Source organism: Sulfitobacter dubius (genome assembly GCF_027214245.1).
Classification (GTDB): Bacteria; Pseudomonadota; Alphaproteobacteria; order Rhodobacterales; family Rhodobacteraceae; genus Sulfitobacter; species Sulfitobacter dubius_A.
Genome location: NZ_JAPWHM010000008.1, coordinates 69149 through 84602 on the forward strand (window position 1 = coordinate 69149; position 15454 = coordinate 84602).

Below are 15454 nucleotides of genomic sequence, written 5' to 3' on the forward strand. Positions count from 1 at the left end.
CGGAAATGTTAATGGAGGATTAAACGCGGTCCATCTCTGGCGGCTATGGTTAACCGTTTGCCGATGGCTCCGGCAGGTCCAAAAGCGCGCCAAACATCGCCTGAAGATGCGCCTGCGCGCGGGGGCGGGGATCGATCTCGGGGCCGAGCAAGATTTGCGCCTGCGCCTCGAAATCCGCGTAGTGCTGCGTCGTCGCCCAGATGGAAAAAATCAGATGTTGCGGGTCCAGCGGGGGCAGTTTGCCCGCCGTCACCCAGCCCGCGATCACGGCGCATTTTTCGTCGAACAGGGGTTTGAGATGGCTGTGCAACTCCGGCTCGATCCGGGGCGCACCTTGCAGGATTTCATTGGCGAAAAGACGGCTCTCGCGCGGCAATTCGCGTGACATGGTCAGCTTGCGTTCGACATAGTCCAAAATCTCGCGCCGGGGGTCGCCTTCGGGGTCCAGTTCCACCAGCGGGTCAAGCCATGTTTCCATAAGCTGCGACAGCAAAGTGACGTGAATGTCTTCTTTGCCATTGAAGTAATAGAGAATATTCGGTTTGCTCAGCCCAGCCTCGGCGGCGATCTGATCCAGCGTGGCACCCCGGTAGCCATGTTTGGAAAAGACTTCGAGCGCGGCATCCAGAATCACCCGGCGGTTGCGTCTTTGGATGCGGCTGGGTTTTTTGGCGGTGCTTTCGGGCAAGGCAATGATCCTTGGTGCTGCTAAAAAAGGCGTTTGCCGGGTCGGCGGTGGGTTGTTTCAAACCAGTTCTTGACAGAGCCTAACCTAATCGCAATCGTGGATTTACCAAATGGTAAAAAAACAACACGGCCCAAGCCGATGACAGAGGAGTGACCTATGCCCGCGCCCGGAGAGAACCTCAAGATTGATCCCGACCGTCTGTGGGATTCCTTGATGGAAATGGCCAAGATCGGCCCCGGCGTGGCGGGGGGCAACAACCGCCAGACACTGACGGACGAAGACGCCGAAGGCCGCGCCCTCTTCCAAAAGTGGTGCGAAGCGGCGGGCTGTACCATGGGTCTGGACCAGATGGGCAATATGTTCGCCCAGCGGGACGGCACCGACCCCGATGCGCTGCCGGTCTATGTGGGCAGCCACCTCGACACCCAGCCGACGGGCGGGAAATACGATGGCATCCTCGGCGTGCTCGGCGGGTTGGAGATCATCCGCACGATGAACGATTTGGGCATCAAGACCAAACACCCGATCGTCGTGACCAACTTTACCAACGAAGAAGGCACCCGCTACGCCCCCGCGATGCTGTCGTCGGGGGTTTTTGCTGGCATTCACACCCAGGATTGGGCTTACGAGCGCACCGATGCGGAAGGCAAAACCTTTGGTGATGAGTTGCAGCGGATCGGCTGGAAGGGCGACGAGGAAGTCGGCGCGCGAAAGATGCATGCTTTCTTTGAATTGCACATCGAACAGGGCCCGATTTTGGAATCCGAGGGCAAGGACATCGGCGTTGTCACCCATGGGCAGGGCCTTAGCTGGACGCAGGTGACGATCACCGGCAAGGACAGCCACACCGGCTCCACCCCCATGCCGATGCGCCGCGATGCGGGGCTCGGCATGGCGCGGGTGCTGGAAAAGGTGAACGAGATCGCGCTCAGCCATGCGCCCCATGCGGTCGGCGCGGCAGGCCATATCGAAGTCTACCCGAACTCGCGCAACGTGATCCCGGGCAAGACGGTCTTTACCGTCGATTTCCGGTCGCCCGAACTGTCGGTCATCGAGGATATGGAGGCCCGCCTGCGCGAAGAGGGTCAAAAGATCGCCGACGATATGGATGTGCAGATCGAGTTTGAAAAGGTCGGCGGCTTTGATCCCGTGGCCTTTGACGAGGGCTGCGTGACGGCTGTGCGCAACGCCGCAGAGCGGTTGGGCTACAGCCATATGAACCTGATTTCGGGCGCGGGGCATGACGCCTGCTGGATCAACCGCGTGGCGCCCACGGCGATGGTGATGTGCCCCTGTGTCGATGGTCTGAGCCATAACGAGGCCGAGGAGATCACCAAGGAGTGGGCCAAGGCGGGGGCGGATGTGCTGCTCCATGCGGTGCTGGAGACGGCGGAAATAGAGGGCTGAACACGCGGGCGGAGGTCTGGGGTGCTGCCCCGGCCCCCCGACGTGAATTGCCAGAAAAGATGGGGAGAAGACGATGAGCAAGGTAATCAAGGGTGGCATGGTCTGCACGGCGGATCGCACATGGAAAGCCGATGTCCTGATTGAGGGCGAGAAGATCAAGCAGATCGGCGAAGACCTTACGGGTGATGAATACATCGACGCGGAAGGCGCCTATGTGATCCCCGGCGGGATCGACCCGCATACGCATCTAGAGATGCCCTTCATGGGCACTACGGCGGCTGAGACCTTTGAGAGCGGCACATGGGCCGCGGCAGTGGGCGGCACCACGATGGTGGTGGATTTCTGCCTGCCGGGCGCCGATGGCAGCATCAAGAACGCGATCAACGAATGGCACCGCAAGTCGGCACCGCAGATTTGCAGCGATATCGGCTATCATATGGCGGTCACCGGCTGGGACGAAAACGTCTTTAACGAGATGAAAGACGCGGTCGACATGGGGGTGAATAGCTTCAAGCACTTCATGGCCTACAAGGGCGCGCTGATGATTGAGGACGATGAGATGTTCGCCTCTTTCAAGCGCTGCGCAGAACTGGGCGCGCTGCCGATGGTCCATGCCGAGAACGGCGATCTGGTGGCCGAGTTGCAGCAGAAGTATTTCGATCAGGGTATCACCGGGCCAGAAGGCCACGCCTATTCCCGCCCGCCTGAGCTGGAGGGCGAAGCGGCCAACCGCGCGATCACCATTGCCGATACCGCAGGCGTGCCGCTTTATATCGTGCATGTCTCCTGCGAGCAGACCCATGAGGCGATCCGCCGGGCGCGGCAGAAGGGGATGCGGGTTTACGGCGAGCCGTTGATCCAATTCCTGACGCTGGATGAGTCCGAATATTTCAACAAGGATTGGGACCATGCCGCGCGCCGTGTCATGTCGCCGCCCTTCCGCTCGAAAGACCACCAAGACAGCCTTTGGGCCGGGTTGCAGGCGGGCAGTTTGCAGGTGGTGGCGACGGACCACGCGGCGTTCAGCACCGAGCAGAAGCGTGCAGGCCGCGATGATTTCCGCATCATTCCCAACGGCTCAAACGGGCTGGAAGAGCGTCTGGCAGTGCTTTGGACCGAAGGGGTAGAGACGGGGCGGCTTACGCCCAATGAATTCGTCGCTGCGACCTCGACCAATATCGCCAAGATCCTCAATATCTATCCGCAGAAGGGCGCGATCGTTGAAGGGGCGGATGCCGATATCGTGGTCTGGGATCCGAAAATCACCAAGACGATCAGCCCCGCGAACCACCATTCCATCCTTGATTACAACGTCTTTGAGGGCTTCGAGGTCAAGGCCCAGAGCCGCTATACCCTCAGCCGCGGTGAGGTGATCTGGGCTTGGGGTCAAAACAGCCAGCCGCAACCCGGTCGTGGGCGTTTCGTGCCGCGCCCAGCCTTCCCGAGCGCCAATGTCGCGCTCAGCAAGTGGAAGGAGCTCAACAGCCCCAAGATGATCAAGCGCGATCCGCTGAACATTCCGGCGGGGATCTGAGCGATGTAAAGCCGCCACGACAATCAGGTAAAGTGCCGCGCTAAAAGCGGCCGACCAACAGGGAAGTAAAATACGTGAATGACAGCCAGAGCGTGATCAGCGCCAGCAATCTTGACCTGACCTTTCAAACCAATGACGGGCCGGTCCATGCGTTGAAAGACGTGAATCTTGAGATCCACAAAGGGGATTTCGTCAGCTTTATCGGCCCCTCGGGCTGCGGGAAGACGACCTTTCTGCGGGTGATGGCCGACCTTGAGCAGCCTACGGGCGGCACCGTGACAATCAACGGTGTCTCGCCCGAGGAGGCGCGCAAATCCCGGGCTTACGGCTACGTCTTTCAGGCGGCGGGGCTGTACCCGTGGCGCACCATTGGCGGCAACATCCGCCTGCCGCTTGAGATCATGGGCATCCCCCGCGCAGAGCAGGCCGAGCGGGTGCGGCGCGTGCTGGAACTGGTGGAACTCAGCGGGTTTGAAAAGAAATTCCCTTGGCAGCTTTCGGGCGGGATGCAGCAGCGCGCCTCCATCGCGCGGGCGCTGTCGTTCGACGCCGATATCTTGCTGATGGACGAACCCTTCGGCGCGTTGGATGAGATCGTTCGGGACCACCTGAATGAGCAACTGCTGAAGCTCTGGGCGCGGACGGAAAAGACCATCGCCTTCGTCACCCATTCGATCCCCGAGGCGGTGTATCTCTCGACCAAGATCGTTGTGATGAGCCCTCGCCCCGGCAGGATCGCCGATGTGATCGAAAGCCCGCTGCCGCGTGAACGGCCCTTGGAAATCCGCGAAAGTCCTGAGTTTCTTGAGATCGCGCATCGCGTCCGTGAGGGGCTGCGCGCCGGGCATGGGGACGATTGATGCGTAACATTATTCCCGTTCTCATGGTGGTGGGGCTGTTGATCGTCGTTTGGTATGGCGCCGCTGTCGCGCTCAACGCGCAGTGGGCGCGGGATGTGGCGGCGCGGGCGGACAAAACGCTGACATTCTCGGAATTGGTGGCCGATACGTGGTCGCAGGACAAGCCCAAGCTGCCCGCACCGCATCAGGTGGGCGCCGACCTGTGGGAAACCACGGTGATGAAGAAGGTCACGTCCAAACGCTCGCTGGTCTATCACACATGGGTCACCTTCAGCGCGACCTTCCTTGGTTTTGTCATGGGCACTGCGCTTGGCACGCTGTTGGCGGTGGGGATCGTGTTTAACCGCACGATGGACATGTCGGTGATGCCTTGGGTGATCGCCAGTCAGACCATTCCGATCTTGGCCATCGCGCCGATGATCATCGTGGTTTTGAATGCCGTGGGCCTCTCGGGCCTGCTGCCCAAGGCGATCATCAGCATGTATCTGTCGTTCTTCCCGGTGGTCGTGGGCATGGTCAAAGGGCTGCGCAGCCCGGATCAGATGCAGTTGGACCAGATGCGCACATGGCACGCGAGCGGTTGGCAGACCTTTTGGAAACTGCGACTGCCGTCGTCGATGCCGTATTTCTTTACCTCGCTGAAGGTGGGGGTCGCGGCCTCTCTGGTCGGGGCGATTGTGGGTGAGATGCCGACGGGGGCGGTCGCGGGTCTTGGGGCGCGGTTGCTGGCGGGCAGCTACTACGGTCAGACCGTTCAGATCTGGAGCGCGCTTTTGATGGCGGCGGCCCTTGCGGCGGCCATGGTCGGGCTCATCGGGCTGATCCAGCGGCTGACGCTCAAACGGATGGGGATGGCATGATGGGCTGGATTGTTTTCGCCATTCTCGCATGGATCGCTGGCTTGTCGCTGAACGTCTGGCTGGCGCGGCAGCGGCCCTCGCGGGGGGCGTCGCTGGCGGCACCACTGGTCTTCGGCATTACGCTCATCGCCGTTTGGGAAGGGGTGGTGCGTGGTTTCGACATCAACCAAGTGCTTCTGCCTGCCCCTTCGGTCATTGCGACGCGCATGGCGTCGTCGCTTGATATCCTCTGGGTCGACTTTGTGCAGACCGTCATCAAAGGCGCGCTGAGCGGCTACATCATCGGCTGCAGCGCGGCCTTCCTGACGGCGCTGGCGATTGACCGCTTTCCTTTTCTGCAACGCGGGTTGCTGCCCGTGGGCAATTTCGTCGCCGCGCTGCCGATCATCGGCATGGCGCCGATCATGGTGATGTGGTTCGGCTTTGGCTGGCAGTCCAAGGCGGCGATTGTGGTGGTCATGGTATTTTTCCCGATGCTGGTGAACACGGTGCAGGGCTTGCAAGCCAGCGACGCCATGCAGCGCGACTTGATGCGGACCTATGCCGCCGGTTATTGGCGCACGCTTTTGAAACTGCGGCTGCCTGCGGCGATGCCTTTTGTCTTCAACGGGTTAAAGATCGGCACCACCCTTGCCCTGATCGGCGCCATCGTTGCTGAATTCTTCGGCTCTCCGGTGCTGGGCATGGGCTTTCGCATCTCCACCTCGGTTGGGCAGCTTGCGCTTGATCTGGTCTGGGCCGAGATTGTTGTCGCGGCAATAGCCGGATCGGCGTTCTATGGTATCATGGCCCTTATCGAAGGACGGGTGACCTTTTGGCACCCCAGCCAGAGGAACTAAAGACGACCAACCAACAGGGAGATAAAAATGAAAACCATCACGAAGATCGCAGCCGGGGCCGCCTTGGGCCTCTGGGGGGGCGTGGCGCAGGCCGCCGACGACCTGACGCTGCAATTGAAATGGGTCACGCAGGCCCAGTTCGCAGGCTATTATGTGGCCAAGGACAAGGGCTTTTACGAGGAAGAGGGACTGGACGTCACGATCAAGCCCGGCGGGCCGGACATCGCGCCGGTGCAGGTGCTTCTGGGCGGTGGGGCCGACGTGATGGTCGACTGGCTGCCCTCGGCGCTGGCCGCGCGCGAAAAGGGCGCGCCGATTGTGAATATCGCCCAGCCTTTCGCGAAATCCGGCCTGATGCTGACCTGCCTCAAAGAGCATGGCATCGAAAGCCCCGAGGATTTCCCCGGCAATACACTCGGCACATGGTTCTTCGGCAATGAGATCCCGCTGATGAGCTGGATGGGCAAGCTGGGCTATGCCACCGATGGCTCCGAAGGCGGCGTGACGATCCAGAAGATCAACTTCAACGTCGACCCGCTGCTGCAAAAACAGGTCGAATGCGCCACCACCATGACCTACAACGAATATTGGCAGGTGATCGACGCGGGGCTGACGCCCGAGGATCTGGTGGTCTTCAAATATGAGGATGAGGGCATCTCGACGCTGGAAGACGGGCTATATACCACCGAAGAGAACCTCGAAGACCCCGAGATGGTCGACAAGCTGGCGCGTTTCGTGCGGGCCTCAATGAAAGGCTGGAAATACGCCGAGGAGAATGTCGAGGAAGCCGCCGACATCGTGTTGGAGAATGACCAGACCGGTGCCCAGACCGAGAAGCATCAGACCCGCATGATGGGCGAGATCGCCAAACTGACCGAGGGCAGCGATGGCCGCTTGGACGAAGCCGCGTTTGACCGCAGTGCGGAGATCACCATGGAAGGTGGCATGATCACCAAAACGCCCGAGGGGGCTTGGACCCATGACATTACGGATAAAGCGCTTCAGTAAGCTTTGGCGTCTACGATGAGGGGAGGGGCTGGCGCGCCGCGCTGGCCCTTTTTCGTTTGTGCGACGTTCCCAAGTGGTCTTACGGCCCGGAATCAAGCCGCAGGCGCCGGGCCATCGCCTGCCCGTCCCGACGGGTAGGCGATTTGGCGAGAGTTACTCTGCGCTTTCTGCCGCACATCAAATCTGCGCCATAAAGTGGCATTGTCTGCTGTTATGATCGCCTCCCCACGGGCAGACGATGGCCCTTGGAACCGGGGCCGATGGGGGCGGTAAAGGCCAGCGCAAGGCTCAGCCCTTATTCTCTTCTAGGGGGCTTAAAGAACCGTGACCTTCGTCCCAATCGGCACCCGCTGATAGAGATCGATCACATGTTCGTTTAGCATCCGTATGCAGCCGTTCGACACGGACCGCCCGATGGAGTTCGGCTGCGTGGTGCCGTGAATGCGGAAAAAGGTGTCCCGCCCGTTCTGGAACAGGTAGAGCGCCCGCGCGCCCAAGGGGTTGCCGGGGCCGCCGGGCTGGGCGTCGGTGTTGCCGATGAAACGTTTGTAGGTCTGCGGCTCGCGTTCGATCATCTCATTGGTCGGGCGCCATGTGGGCCATTCTTTTTTGACGTCGATGGTGGCGGTGCCGGTGAATTCCAATCCCGCTTTGCCGACGCCCACGCCATAGCGCATCGCTTGGCCCGGGGCGGTTACGAAATAGAGGTAATGACTGCGCGGCAGGATCAGCAATTGACCGGGCGCATATTGCGCTTTCATCGGCACCATCTGCGGAGCGGCACTGTAGGCGGCGGTGCGCGCCTGCGCCATCAGGGGAAGGGCGGCTGCGGCCACGGTGCTGGTCAGAAAACTACGGCGGCGCATGGCAGGCTCCATCAATCTACTGCTGTTTCGCCCTGCATTTTGCCACGGGGGCGCATTTTAGCAAGGCTGGACATAAAAAAACCGACCTGCCGGTATCAGCAGGTCGGACAAATTCTTGCATCAGGGCCGAGGCCCCCGGCCATTAGGCCAGCGCGAGGTTGGTCGCGGATTCACGGCCGTCACGGCCTGCTTCGATGTCGAAGGTCACTTTCTGGTTGTCGGCCAGGCCGGTCAGGCCAGCGCGCTCAACAGCGGAAATGTGCACGAAAACGTCTTTGCTGCCGCCATCGGGAGCAATGAAGCCGAAGCCTTTAGTTGTGTTGAACCATTTTACGGTGCCAGTGGCCATATCCGTAGTCTCCATATTTATGCCATCCGCGTTGGTGCGATGGCCCGGCGTGGTTGGTCTGGATCGATAGACTGAGCGCCGTATGAGGGAGACAGTGGGTCGAAAAAGATAACGTCTGCACCGTCTATATTGCATCAGGAGGGGATTCGTTCAAGGGCCAACGCATTTTGGGGCTACAACAGCTCTGGGCTGTCGCGGATTTCGGCAAATTATCGCCACGAAGTTTCGTGTTCCCCATATTTTGCGGGGAGCGGCCCCGAATGCGCTGTCCCGAGTTTGCCTAAAACTGGTCTCATTGCTGCCCGACATAGGTGGTTTTTTGTGAGAAAGCCCCAAGTGCGCCTGCCAGCGCCCCCCTCATGTGGAGTAATAAGACATGATGCGTATCCTTGCCGTAGACGATGACCCGGTCATCCTTGACCTGCTTACAGGTTGCCTGACCGAGAATGACAATTACGAGCTGACCTGTTGCGAAAGCTCTGAAGAGGCGCTTGAGATCATGCAAGAGTCGAACCAACCGTTCGATTCCTTCCTGCTTGATATCATGATGCCCGGCATCAACGGGATCAGCCTGTGTGAGATGATCCGCGATGTGCCTTTCTACCGCGCCGTGCCGATCATCATGATCACCGCCAGCAAGGAACCCGCGATGATGCAGCGGGCCTTTGATGCGGGGGCCACTGATTTCCTCTGCAAGCCTTTGGATGGTGTCGAGCTCAGCGCGCGGATCAATGCCGCCAGCATGCTAAATGCCTCGCTGCTGCGCGAACGTGAGGCGCAGCATACGCTGAGCGAGTTGACGCAGATGATGCAGATCCGCTTTGACGAGGATTTCGATCTTGATGTCTCGGCCTGTAGCAACGTCTCCGAGCTGGAAAATTACCTGCTGCGCCTGCCGAGCGGTTGTTTTTCGATGAGCCTCTTTTCGATCTCGGTCGAGGGCGCGCGCGGCATCTATCGCGCGGTCAAGGCTCCGGCCTTCCGTCGCCAGATGGAGCAGGTGGCCCGCGCCTCGGTGCATTCGCTGGAGGGCATGCGCTTTCATCTGGCCTATGCGGGCAGTGGGCGTTTCATCGGGGTGGTGATGAGCCGCGCCCGGTTGAACACCGCCTCCATGGCCGATCGCACGCGCGAGCATTTAGAAAAGAACTGGGACGGCAAAGGTATGAACGGCGGGCTGGCCCCGTCCTTGCAAGTTCATTCGGTCACCGAGCAGCGCCTTTGGTCGGGTCTTTCGGCCAGCAACAAGCTGCGTGAGTATCTGCAAAGCTGGGATCCGCTGCACGGTCTGGCGCGGCATGATGAGGACAACCTCTTTGCCCAGCTGGAAACGGCGATCGACGAAGAACGCTGAGGGCTCTGCTCGTCTTCTGGGTTGTGTAGCGCCCGTCCTGCCCGAGTGGTGGGGCGGGCGTTTCGCGTTCTGGCGATGCCCCGCGTGCCACAGGGCGGGACCGATTCTGCGCTGTGCAAAAGAAAAGGGCGCCGGAAATCCGACGCCCTTCAAATCGCTAATCTGCAATGCTTACCGCGCGAATTTCTTGTGCTTCAGGCGCTTCGGCTCAAGCGCATCAGCACCCAAACGGCGTTTCTTATCTTCTTCGTAGTCTTCGAAGTTGCCTTCGAACCATTCCACATGCGCTTCGCCTTCAAAGGCAAGGATGTGGGTACAGATACGGTCGAGGAAGAAACGGTCGTGCGAGATGACCACGGCGCAGCCCGCGAAATCGACCAGCGCGTCTTCGAGCGCACGCAGGGTTTCGACGTCCAGATCGTTGGTCGGTTCATCGAGCAGCAGAACGTTGCCGCCTTCTTTGAGCAGCCGCGCCATGTGCACGCGGTTGCGTTCACCGCCCGACAGCAGGCCGACTTTCTTCTGCTGGTCGCCACCCTTGAAGTTGAACGACGAGCAATAGGCGCGTGAGTTCACTTCGGCATCGCCGAGTTTAATCACCTCGGCTCCGCCGGTGATTGCCTGCCAGACGGTGTCGTCATGGTTCAGGTCGTCGCGGGACTGATCGACATAGGATAGCTCGACCGTGTCGCCGTACTCAATGGAGCCTGCATCGGGCGTTTCATGGCCGGTGAGCATCTTGAATAGCGTGGATTTACCCGCGCCGTTGGGGCCGATCACACCAACGATACCACCCGGCGGCAGCGAGAAATCGAGCCCGTCGATCAACTGCTTGTCACCCATGTGTTTCTTCAGACCCTCGACCTCGATCACCTTGTTGCCAAGGCGCGGGCCGTTGGGGATGACGATCTGGGCGCGGCTGAGTTTCTCGCGCTCGGAGGTTTCTGCCATCTCGTTATAGGCTGCGATCCGCGCTTTGGATTTGGCCTGACGTGCTTTGGCACCTTGGCGCATCCACTCAAGTTCGCGCTCAAGCGTCTTTTGCTTGGATTTGTCTTCGCGGGCCTCTTGGCTCAGGCGCTTGGCCTTTTGCTCCAGCCAGTCGGAGTAGTTGCCTTCATATGGGATGCCGCGGCCACGGTCCAATTCGAGGATCCAGCTGGTGATGTCATCAAGGAAGTAACGGTCATGGGTGACGGTCAGGATGGTGCCCTTGTACTCGATCAGGTGCTGTTGCAGCCAGGCGATGGTCTCGGCGTCGAGGTGGTTGGTCGGCTCGTCCAAGAGCAGCATGTCGGGCGCTTCGAGCAGCAGTTTGCAGAGTGCCACGCGGCGCGCTTCACCGCCCGAGAGGTTTTCCGGCATCGCGTCATCGGGCGGGCAGCGCAGCGCTTCCATCGATACGTCGATCTGGCTGTCGAGATCCCACAGGTTCTGGGCGTCGATGCCGTCCTGCAGCTTGGCCATTTCTTCAGCGGTCTCGTCGCTGTAGTTCATCGCCAGTTCGTTGTAGCGGTCCAGAATGGCCTTCTTCTCGGCCACGCCTTCCATGACGTTCTCGCGCACGGTCTTGGTCGGGTCGAGCTTGGGCTCCTGCGGCAGGTAGCCGACCTTGGCGCCCTCGGCGGCCCAGGCTTCGCCCGAGAAATCCTTGTCGAGCCCGGCCATGATCTTGAGCAGGGTGGATTTACCCGCGCCGTTGACGCCAACGACACCGATCTTCACGCCGGGCAAGAAGTTCAGGTGGATGTTTTCGAATGTCTTCTTGCCCCCGGGGTAGGTCTTGGAGACGCCGGACATGTGATAGACGTATTGATAGGCAGCCATTTGGAGAATCCTCGAAACGCGATTTGGGGTTTGCAGTGCAATATCGCCCGGGCAGGGCAAGATCAAACACTCTATCCATCGCAGGGCCGTAGCCCGCTGATGGCTTGCGCGATGTGCCGCACGCCGTTTGGTCAAAACGGGCGAGACGGGCTATTGGATGGTTTTACAACGGTTTGGCAGCCGGTCCATGCAGTCGAAAAGTGAAATCTGGTCGACTTTTCTGCGGTTTTCGCGCTAGGATTTATTCAATCTACGATTGGGCGGCGATTTCCGGCCATCGTGGAGTAGGCAGGCTGCAGGCAGTGCTTTCCCTTCGGGGTGCATCAACTGGCAGTCATAATAACAGGGAAATACTCATGACAAAATCCACCATCGTTGTGGGTCTGGACGGGTCGGAGGCCGGCGCGCGTGCCTTGGCGTTTGCCCAGTCGCAGGCCAAACAGATCGGGGATTGTTCGATCACGGTTTGCTTTGTGATCGAATGGTCGCCTTTCACCTTTCAGACCAAGGAAGAGAACGAGCAGCGCCATATGCGGCGCGAGCAGGAGTTGCAGCGCGCCCATGATGTGGTGCTTGACCCGGCGGTGGCCGAGGCCAAAGCCGCCGGTGTCGAGGTCGAGGGCATCGTGCGGCACGGTGATGTGGCCGATATCCTTGAAGCTGTCGCCAAGAAACGCGGTGCGATCCAGATCGTTGTGGGGCGGGTCGGTGAACGGGGCCTCAAGCGGCTTTTTGGTGGGGTGACGGGCCGGTTGGTCGCAGGCTCCAGCGTGCCGGTCACGATCATTCCCTGAAAGGACAAGCCATGAACAAGTTATTTACCTATGTGATGGCGGTATTCGCGTCATTGCTGCCGAGCTTTGCCGCCGCGCAAGAGGCTGTCGGCGTCGATCAACGTATCAACCAGATTTTCGCAGATTACACCGGCTGGTATGTCTCCTTCATCTTTGCCCCGCTGCCCGGCACGGATTTCTCATGGATCGCGCTGTGGCTGGTCGTGGGCGCGGTGGTCTTTACCGTCTATTTCGGGGCCATCCAGATCAAAGGCTTCTGGCATTCGATCCAACTGGTGCGGGGCGATTACTCTGATCCGGATGACGCGGGCGAGGTCAGCCACTTTCAGGCGCTTGCAACCGCGCTGTCGGGCACCGTGGGTCTGGGCAACATCGCGGGCGTGGCCGTGGCGGTCAGCATCGGCGGGCCGGGTGCGACATTCTGGATGGTGGTTGCGGGCCTTTTCGGCATGGCGACCAAGTTCACCGAATGTACGCTGGGCGTGAAATACCGCAATGAATTCCCTGACGGCCATGTTTCAGGCGGGCCGATGTATTACATCGTCAAAGGCTTTTCCGAGCGCGGCCTGCCGCTGGGCGGGTTCATGGCGGTGCTGTTCTCGATCTTTACCATTCTGGGCGCGCTCGGCGGGGGCAATATGTTCCAGGCCAACCAAGCCCATGCGCAGCTTGCGGGCGTGCTGGGGGATTATCCGGGCTGGATCACCGGTGTGATCCTTGCCGGTGTGACCTTTGCCGTGATCGCAGGTGGTCTGAAGTCCATTGCGCGGGTGACCGAGAAGATCGTGCCCTTCATGGGTGTCTTCTACGTGCTGGTGTCGATCCTGATCCTGATCATCAACTGGGATATGATCGGCTGGGCCTTTGGCCAGATCTTCATGGGTGCCTTTACTGGTCTCGGCGTAGTCGGCGGCTTTACCGGCGCGCTGATCCAAGGCTTCCGCCGTGCGGCGTTCTCAAACGAAGCGGGCATCGGCTCGGCTGCCATCGCCCACTCGGCGGTGCGTACGAAAGAGCCGGTGACCGAGGGCTACGTCGCGCTGTTGGAGCCCTTCATTGACACGGTGGTGATCTGCACCATGACCGCTTTGGTCATCGTGATCAGCGGCGTGTTGAACCAAGACCCGGAAACCGGGCTCTACATCTGGAACGCCGAAGCGGGCCGGATCGCGACCGAAGGTGAAGTCAGCGGCGTGGCCCTGACCTCGGCGGCCTATGCGCGGGCGTTCTCGTGGTTTCCGATCCTGTTGATGATCGCGGTGGTGCTCTTTGCCTTCTCGACCATGATCAGCTGGTCCTATTACGGCCTCAAGGCTTGGACCTATCTCTTCGGCGAGGGGGCGGTGAAAGAGTTGATCTTTAAGATCATCTTCTGCGTCTTCATCGTGATCGGCGCGGCGGCGAGCCTTGGGCCGGTGATCGACTTCTCCGATGCCATGCTCTTCTCGATGGCGATCGTGAACATCATCGCGCTTTACTTCCTGATGCCGATCGTGAAGCGCGAGCTGAACAGCTATGTCGCGCGGCTGCGCTCGGGCGAGATCGTGAAGCACAAGTAAGCGCCTTGCATTGACAAAGGGCGGCAATGCCCCTCCTTTGGCCCCTGATTTCGGATCGGGGGCCATTTTCTTGCGCAATACCATGCCATTCGCGACTAAGGGGCAGGTCATCGGCCTGTTGGGCGGGTCGTTTGACCCGGCACATGAAGGGCATGCGCATATCACCCGCGAGGCGCTAAAGCGGTTCGGGCTGGATCGCGTCTGGTGGCTGCTCAGCCCCGGCAATCCGCTGAAAGAACACGGACCAGCGCCGATGGCGCAGCGCAAGGCGCGGGCCGATGCGGTGATGGGCCACCCGAGGGTTGAGATTACGGACATCGAAGCGCAGCTTGGCACCCGTTACACCGCGCAGACGCTTGAGGCCCTACGGCGGCGCTATCCCGGTGTGCGGTTCGTCTGGCTGATGGGGGCCGATAACCTTGCGCAGTTTCATCTGTGGCAAGACTGGCGGCAGATCATGGAGACAGTGCCGGTCGGTGTGCTTGCACGACCCGGCCAACGTATTTCGGCCCGAATGAGCCGGGCGGCGGCGCTGTATGCGCCCTACCGGATCGCGGGGCGGAACAGTCAGCTTCTGGCTCATGCCTCCGCGCCTGCGTGGTGTTTCGTGAATGTGCCGATGGTTGATGTCTCATCCACTGCGCTGCGCGCTGCCGGGGGCTGGCGCTCAGCGTAGCCGTGCCGAGGTGATGCCAGCGGTGATGATCACCGCAAGCCCCGCCCATGTCAGCGCATCGGGCAGGGTGCTGAACAGGAACAGACCCAGCAGCACCGCTGCGATCAGTTGGAAGTAGACCAAGGGTGCCAGTCGTGTGGCGGGCGCACGGCGATAGGCGTAGAGCAGCAGCAGATTGCCCAGCATGGAGAACAGCGCGCTGGCCGTTGCCAGACCGGCCACGGGCAGGGTGGCTTGGGGCAGGTTCATCAGGCCCAAGGGTAGCAGCATCACCGCGCTCATCGCCAATTGGGTAAAGGTCAGCGCAAGGGGTGGTGCCAGATCAGAAAGCCAGCGCGACATGGTGAGAAAGACGCCGTAGAACAGCCCCGCCGCCACGGCGAACAGCAGCCCCGGCCCGCCCGTGCCACCCCCCATGCCGGGGCGTACGACCAGCAGCACACCGCAAAAGCCCAGCAGGATCAGCGCGCTGCGCAGCAGGCTGATGCGTTCGCGCAGGAAAATCGCGGCCAATAGGTAGCTAACCATCGGTCCGATAAAGAAGGCGGCAAAGACATTGGCAATCGCCTCGGTCTGGAGCGCGGTTTGAATGCAGGTGATGCCCAAGGCCAGCGTTGCCGCCCGCAGCCAGAGCCGCCAGTCGCGCATCAGGCCCCAAGTGCCGCGCGGCAGGAACGGCAGCACCATCAGCGCGCCGATGGCGAAGCGCGACCATGCCACGAAAACCGGTGCCACGCCCATCCCCGAGGTCAAAATCTTGCCCGCGCTGTCCCCTGCGGGGATCAGTGACATGGCGATAAACATGATAGGGATAGCGCGTTGCATGACGTCGG

The 15454-nt window shown here is 60.5% G+C and carries 15 protein-coding genes; 10 read left to right on the forward strand and 5 right to left on the reverse strand.

Going from position 1 to position 15454, the window contains the following annotated elements; translation table 11 throughout:
* Nucleotides 1-49 precede the first annotated feature (49 nt).
* The gene (locus tag O4H31_RS17230) at nucleotides 50-688 is read right to left on the reverse strand and encodes a TetR family transcriptional regulator C-terminal domain-containing protein (protein ID WP_269347789.1); all 639 of its coding nucleotides are present in this window, start codon (nucleotides 686-688) and stop codon (nucleotides 50-52) included.
* A gap of 156 nt (nucleotides 689-844) precedes the next feature.
* On the opposite strand from O4H31_RS17230, the gene O4H31_RS17235 reads away from it, so the two are divergent.
* From O4H31_RS17235 to O4H31_RS17260, 6 genes are all read left to right on the forward strand, one after another.
* Entirely contained in the window at nucleotides 845-2095 is a 1251-nt protein-coding gene (locus O4H31_RS17235) for a Zn-dependent hydrolase (protein WP_269347792.1), read from the forward strand.
* A gap of 73 nt (nucleotides 2096-2168) precedes the next feature.
* Nucleotides 2169-3629 (forward strand): dihydropyrimidinase, encoded by a 1461-nt coding sequence (gene hydA, locus O4H31_RS17240; protein ID WP_269347794.1) that lies wholly within the window; start codon nucleotides 2169-2171, stop codon nucleotides 3627-3629.
* Between the two features lie 74 nt (nucleotides 3630-3703).
* Nucleotides 3704-4489, forward strand: a complete 786-nt coding sequence (locus O4H31_RS17245) for an ABC transporter ATP-binding protein (protein WP_269347796.1) — start codon at nucleotides 3704-3706, stop codon at nucleotides 4487-4489.
* Nucleotides 4489-5349: an ABC transporter permease gene (locus tag O4H31_RS17250; RefSeq protein ID WP_269347798.1), complete on the forward strand. Its 861-nt coding sequence runs from the start codon at nucleotides 4489-4491 to the stop codon at nucleotides 5347-5349. Before O4H31_RS17245 ends, O4H31_RS17250 begins: the two co-directional genes overlap by 1 nt.
* Nucleotides 5349-6188, forward strand: a complete 840-nt coding sequence (locus O4H31_RS17255) for an ABC transporter permease (protein WP_269347849.1) — start codon at nucleotides 5349-5351, stop codon at nucleotides 6186-6188. The genes O4H31_RS17250 and O4H31_RS17255 overlap by 1 nt, the downstream gene beginning before the upstream one ends.
* Nucleotides 6189-6215: 27 nt before the next feature.
* Nucleotides 6216-7196 carry an ABC transporter substrate-binding protein gene (locus tag O4H31_RS17260; protein ID WP_269347800.1) on the forward strand — a complete coding sequence of 327 codons (981 nt, stop codon included), beginning with the start codon at nucleotides 6216-6218 and terminating at the stop codon, nucleotides 7194-7196.
* A 314-nt stretch (nucleotides 7197-7510) separates the two neighbouring features.
* Here the strand turns inward: O4H31_RS17260 and O4H31_RS17265 are convergent, their stop codons facing one another.
* Nucleotides 7511-8062, reverse strand: a complete 552-nt coding sequence (locus O4H31_RS17265) for a L,D-transpeptidase (RefSeq protein ID WP_067623420.1) — start codon at nucleotides 8060-8062, stop codon at nucleotides 7511-7513.
* Nucleotides 8063-8204: 142 nt separating this feature from the next.
* Nucleotides 8205-8411, reverse strand: coding sequence for a cold-shock protein (locus tag O4H31_RS17270; protein WP_067265226.1), 207 nt, complete (start codon nucleotides 8409-8411; stop codon nucleotides 8205-8207).
* Nucleotides 8412-8787: 376 nt separating this feature from the next.
* Between O4H31_RS17270 and O4H31_RS17275 the strand changes: the two genes are divergently transcribed.
* Complete coding sequence (locus O4H31_RS17275; RefSeq protein WP_236627510.1) at nucleotides 8788-9765, forward strand: response regulator; 978 nt, start codon at nucleotides 8788-8790, stop codon at nucleotides 9763-9765.
* Nucleotides 9766-9936: 171 nt separating this feature from the next.
* On the opposite strand, the gene ettA is transcribed toward O4H31_RS17275, so the two are convergent.
* Entirely contained in the window at nucleotides 9937-11592 is a 1656-nt protein-coding gene (gene ettA / locus O4H31_RS17280; protein WP_269347804.1) for an energy-dependent translational throttle protein EttA, read from the reverse strand.
* A gap of 356 nt (nucleotides 11593-11948) precedes the next feature.
* Between ettA and O4H31_RS17285 the strand changes: the two genes are divergently transcribed.
* From O4H31_RS17285 to O4H31_RS17295, 3 genes are all read left to right on the forward strand, one after another.
* Complete coding sequence (locus O4H31_RS17285; RefSeq protein WP_269347806.1) at nucleotides 11949-12386, forward strand: universal stress protein; 438 nt, start codon at nucleotides 11949-11951, stop codon at nucleotides 12384-12386.
* An 11-nt stretch (nucleotides 12387-12397) separates the two neighbouring features.
* A complete protein-coding gene (locus tag O4H31_RS17290) occupies nucleotides 12398-13945 on the forward strand; it encodes an alanine/glycine:cation symporter family protein (protein WP_269347808.1) in 1548 nt (515 codons plus the stop codon).
* 82 nt (nucleotides 13946-14027) lie between these two features.
* The gene (locus O4H31_RS17295) at nucleotides 14028-14621 is read left to right on the forward strand and encodes a nicotinate-nucleotide adenylyltransferase (protein ID WP_269347810.1); all 594 of its coding nucleotides are present in this window, start codon (nucleotides 14028-14030) and stop codon (nucleotides 14619-14621) included.
* On the opposite strand, the gene O4H31_RS17300 is transcribed toward O4H31_RS17295, so the two are convergent.
* Nucleotides 14613-15446: a DMT family transporter gene (locus O4H31_RS17300; protein ID WP_269347813.1), complete on the reverse strand. Its 834-nt coding sequence runs from the start codon at nucleotides 15444-15446 to the stop codon at nucleotides 14613-14615. The two genes, O4H31_RS17295 and O4H31_RS17300, sit on opposite strands and share 9 nt — an antisense overlap.
* Between the last annotated feature and the right edge of the window lie 8 nt (nucleotides 15447-15454).

What these genes read in the sequence shown, in the direction of transcription:
- O4H31_RS17265 (WP_067623420.1), bottom strand. Translation starts at nt 8,062, where the DNA reads ATGCGCCGCCGTAGTTTTCTGACCAGCACCGTGGCCGCAGCCGCCCTT.
- O4H31_RS17290 (WP_269347808.1), top strand. Translation starts at nt 12,398, where the DNA reads ATGAACAAGTTATTTACCTATGTGATGGCGGTATTCGCGTCATTGCTG.
- O4H31_RS17250 (WP_269347798.1), top strand. Translation starts at nt 4,489, where the DNA reads ATGCGTAACATTATTCCCGTTCTCATGGTGGTGGGGCTGTTGATCGTC.
- hydA (WP_269347794.1), top strand. Translation starts at nt 2,169, where the DNA reads ATGAGCAAGGTAATCAAGGGTGGCATGGTCTGCACGGCGGATCGCACA.
- O4H31_RS17255 (WP_269347849.1), top strand. Translation starts at nt 5,349, where the DNA reads ATGGGCTGGATTGTTTTCGCCATTCTCGCATGGATCGCTGGCTTGTCG.
- O4H31_RS17260 (WP_269347800.1), top strand. Translation starts at nt 6,216, where the DNA reads ATGAAAACCATCACGAAGATCGCAGCCGGGGCCGCCTTGGGCCTCTGG.
- O4H31_RS17285 (WP_269347806.1), top strand. Translation starts at nt 11,949, where the DNA reads ATGACAAAATCCACCATCGTTGTGGGTCTGGACGGGTCGGAGGCCGGC.
- O4H31_RS17270 (WP_067265226.1), bottom strand. Translation starts at nt 8,411, where the DNA reads ATGGCCACTGGCACCGTAAAATGGTTCAACACAACTAAAGGCTTCGGC.
- O4H31_RS17275 (WP_236627510.1), top strand. Translation starts at nt 8,788, where the DNA reads ATGATGCGTATCCTTGCCGTAGACGATGACCCGGTCATCCTTGACCTG.
- O4H31_RS17300 (WP_269347813.1), bottom strand. Translation starts at nt 15,446, where the DNA reads ATGCAACGCGCTATCCCTATCATGTTTATCGCCATGTCACTGATCCCC.
- O4H31_RS17235 (WP_269347792.1), top strand. Translation starts at nt 845, where the DNA reads ATGCCCGCGCCCGGAGAGAACCTCAAGATTGATCCCGACCGTCTGTGG.
- O4H31_RS17295 (WP_269347810.1), top strand. Translation starts at nt 14,028, where the DNA reads ATGCCATTCGCGACTAAGGGGCAGGTCATCGGCCTGTTGGGCGGGTCG.
- ettA (WP_269347804.1), bottom strand. Translation starts at nt 11,592, where the DNA reads ATGGCTGCCTATCAATACGTCTATCACATGTCCGGCGTCTCCAAGACC.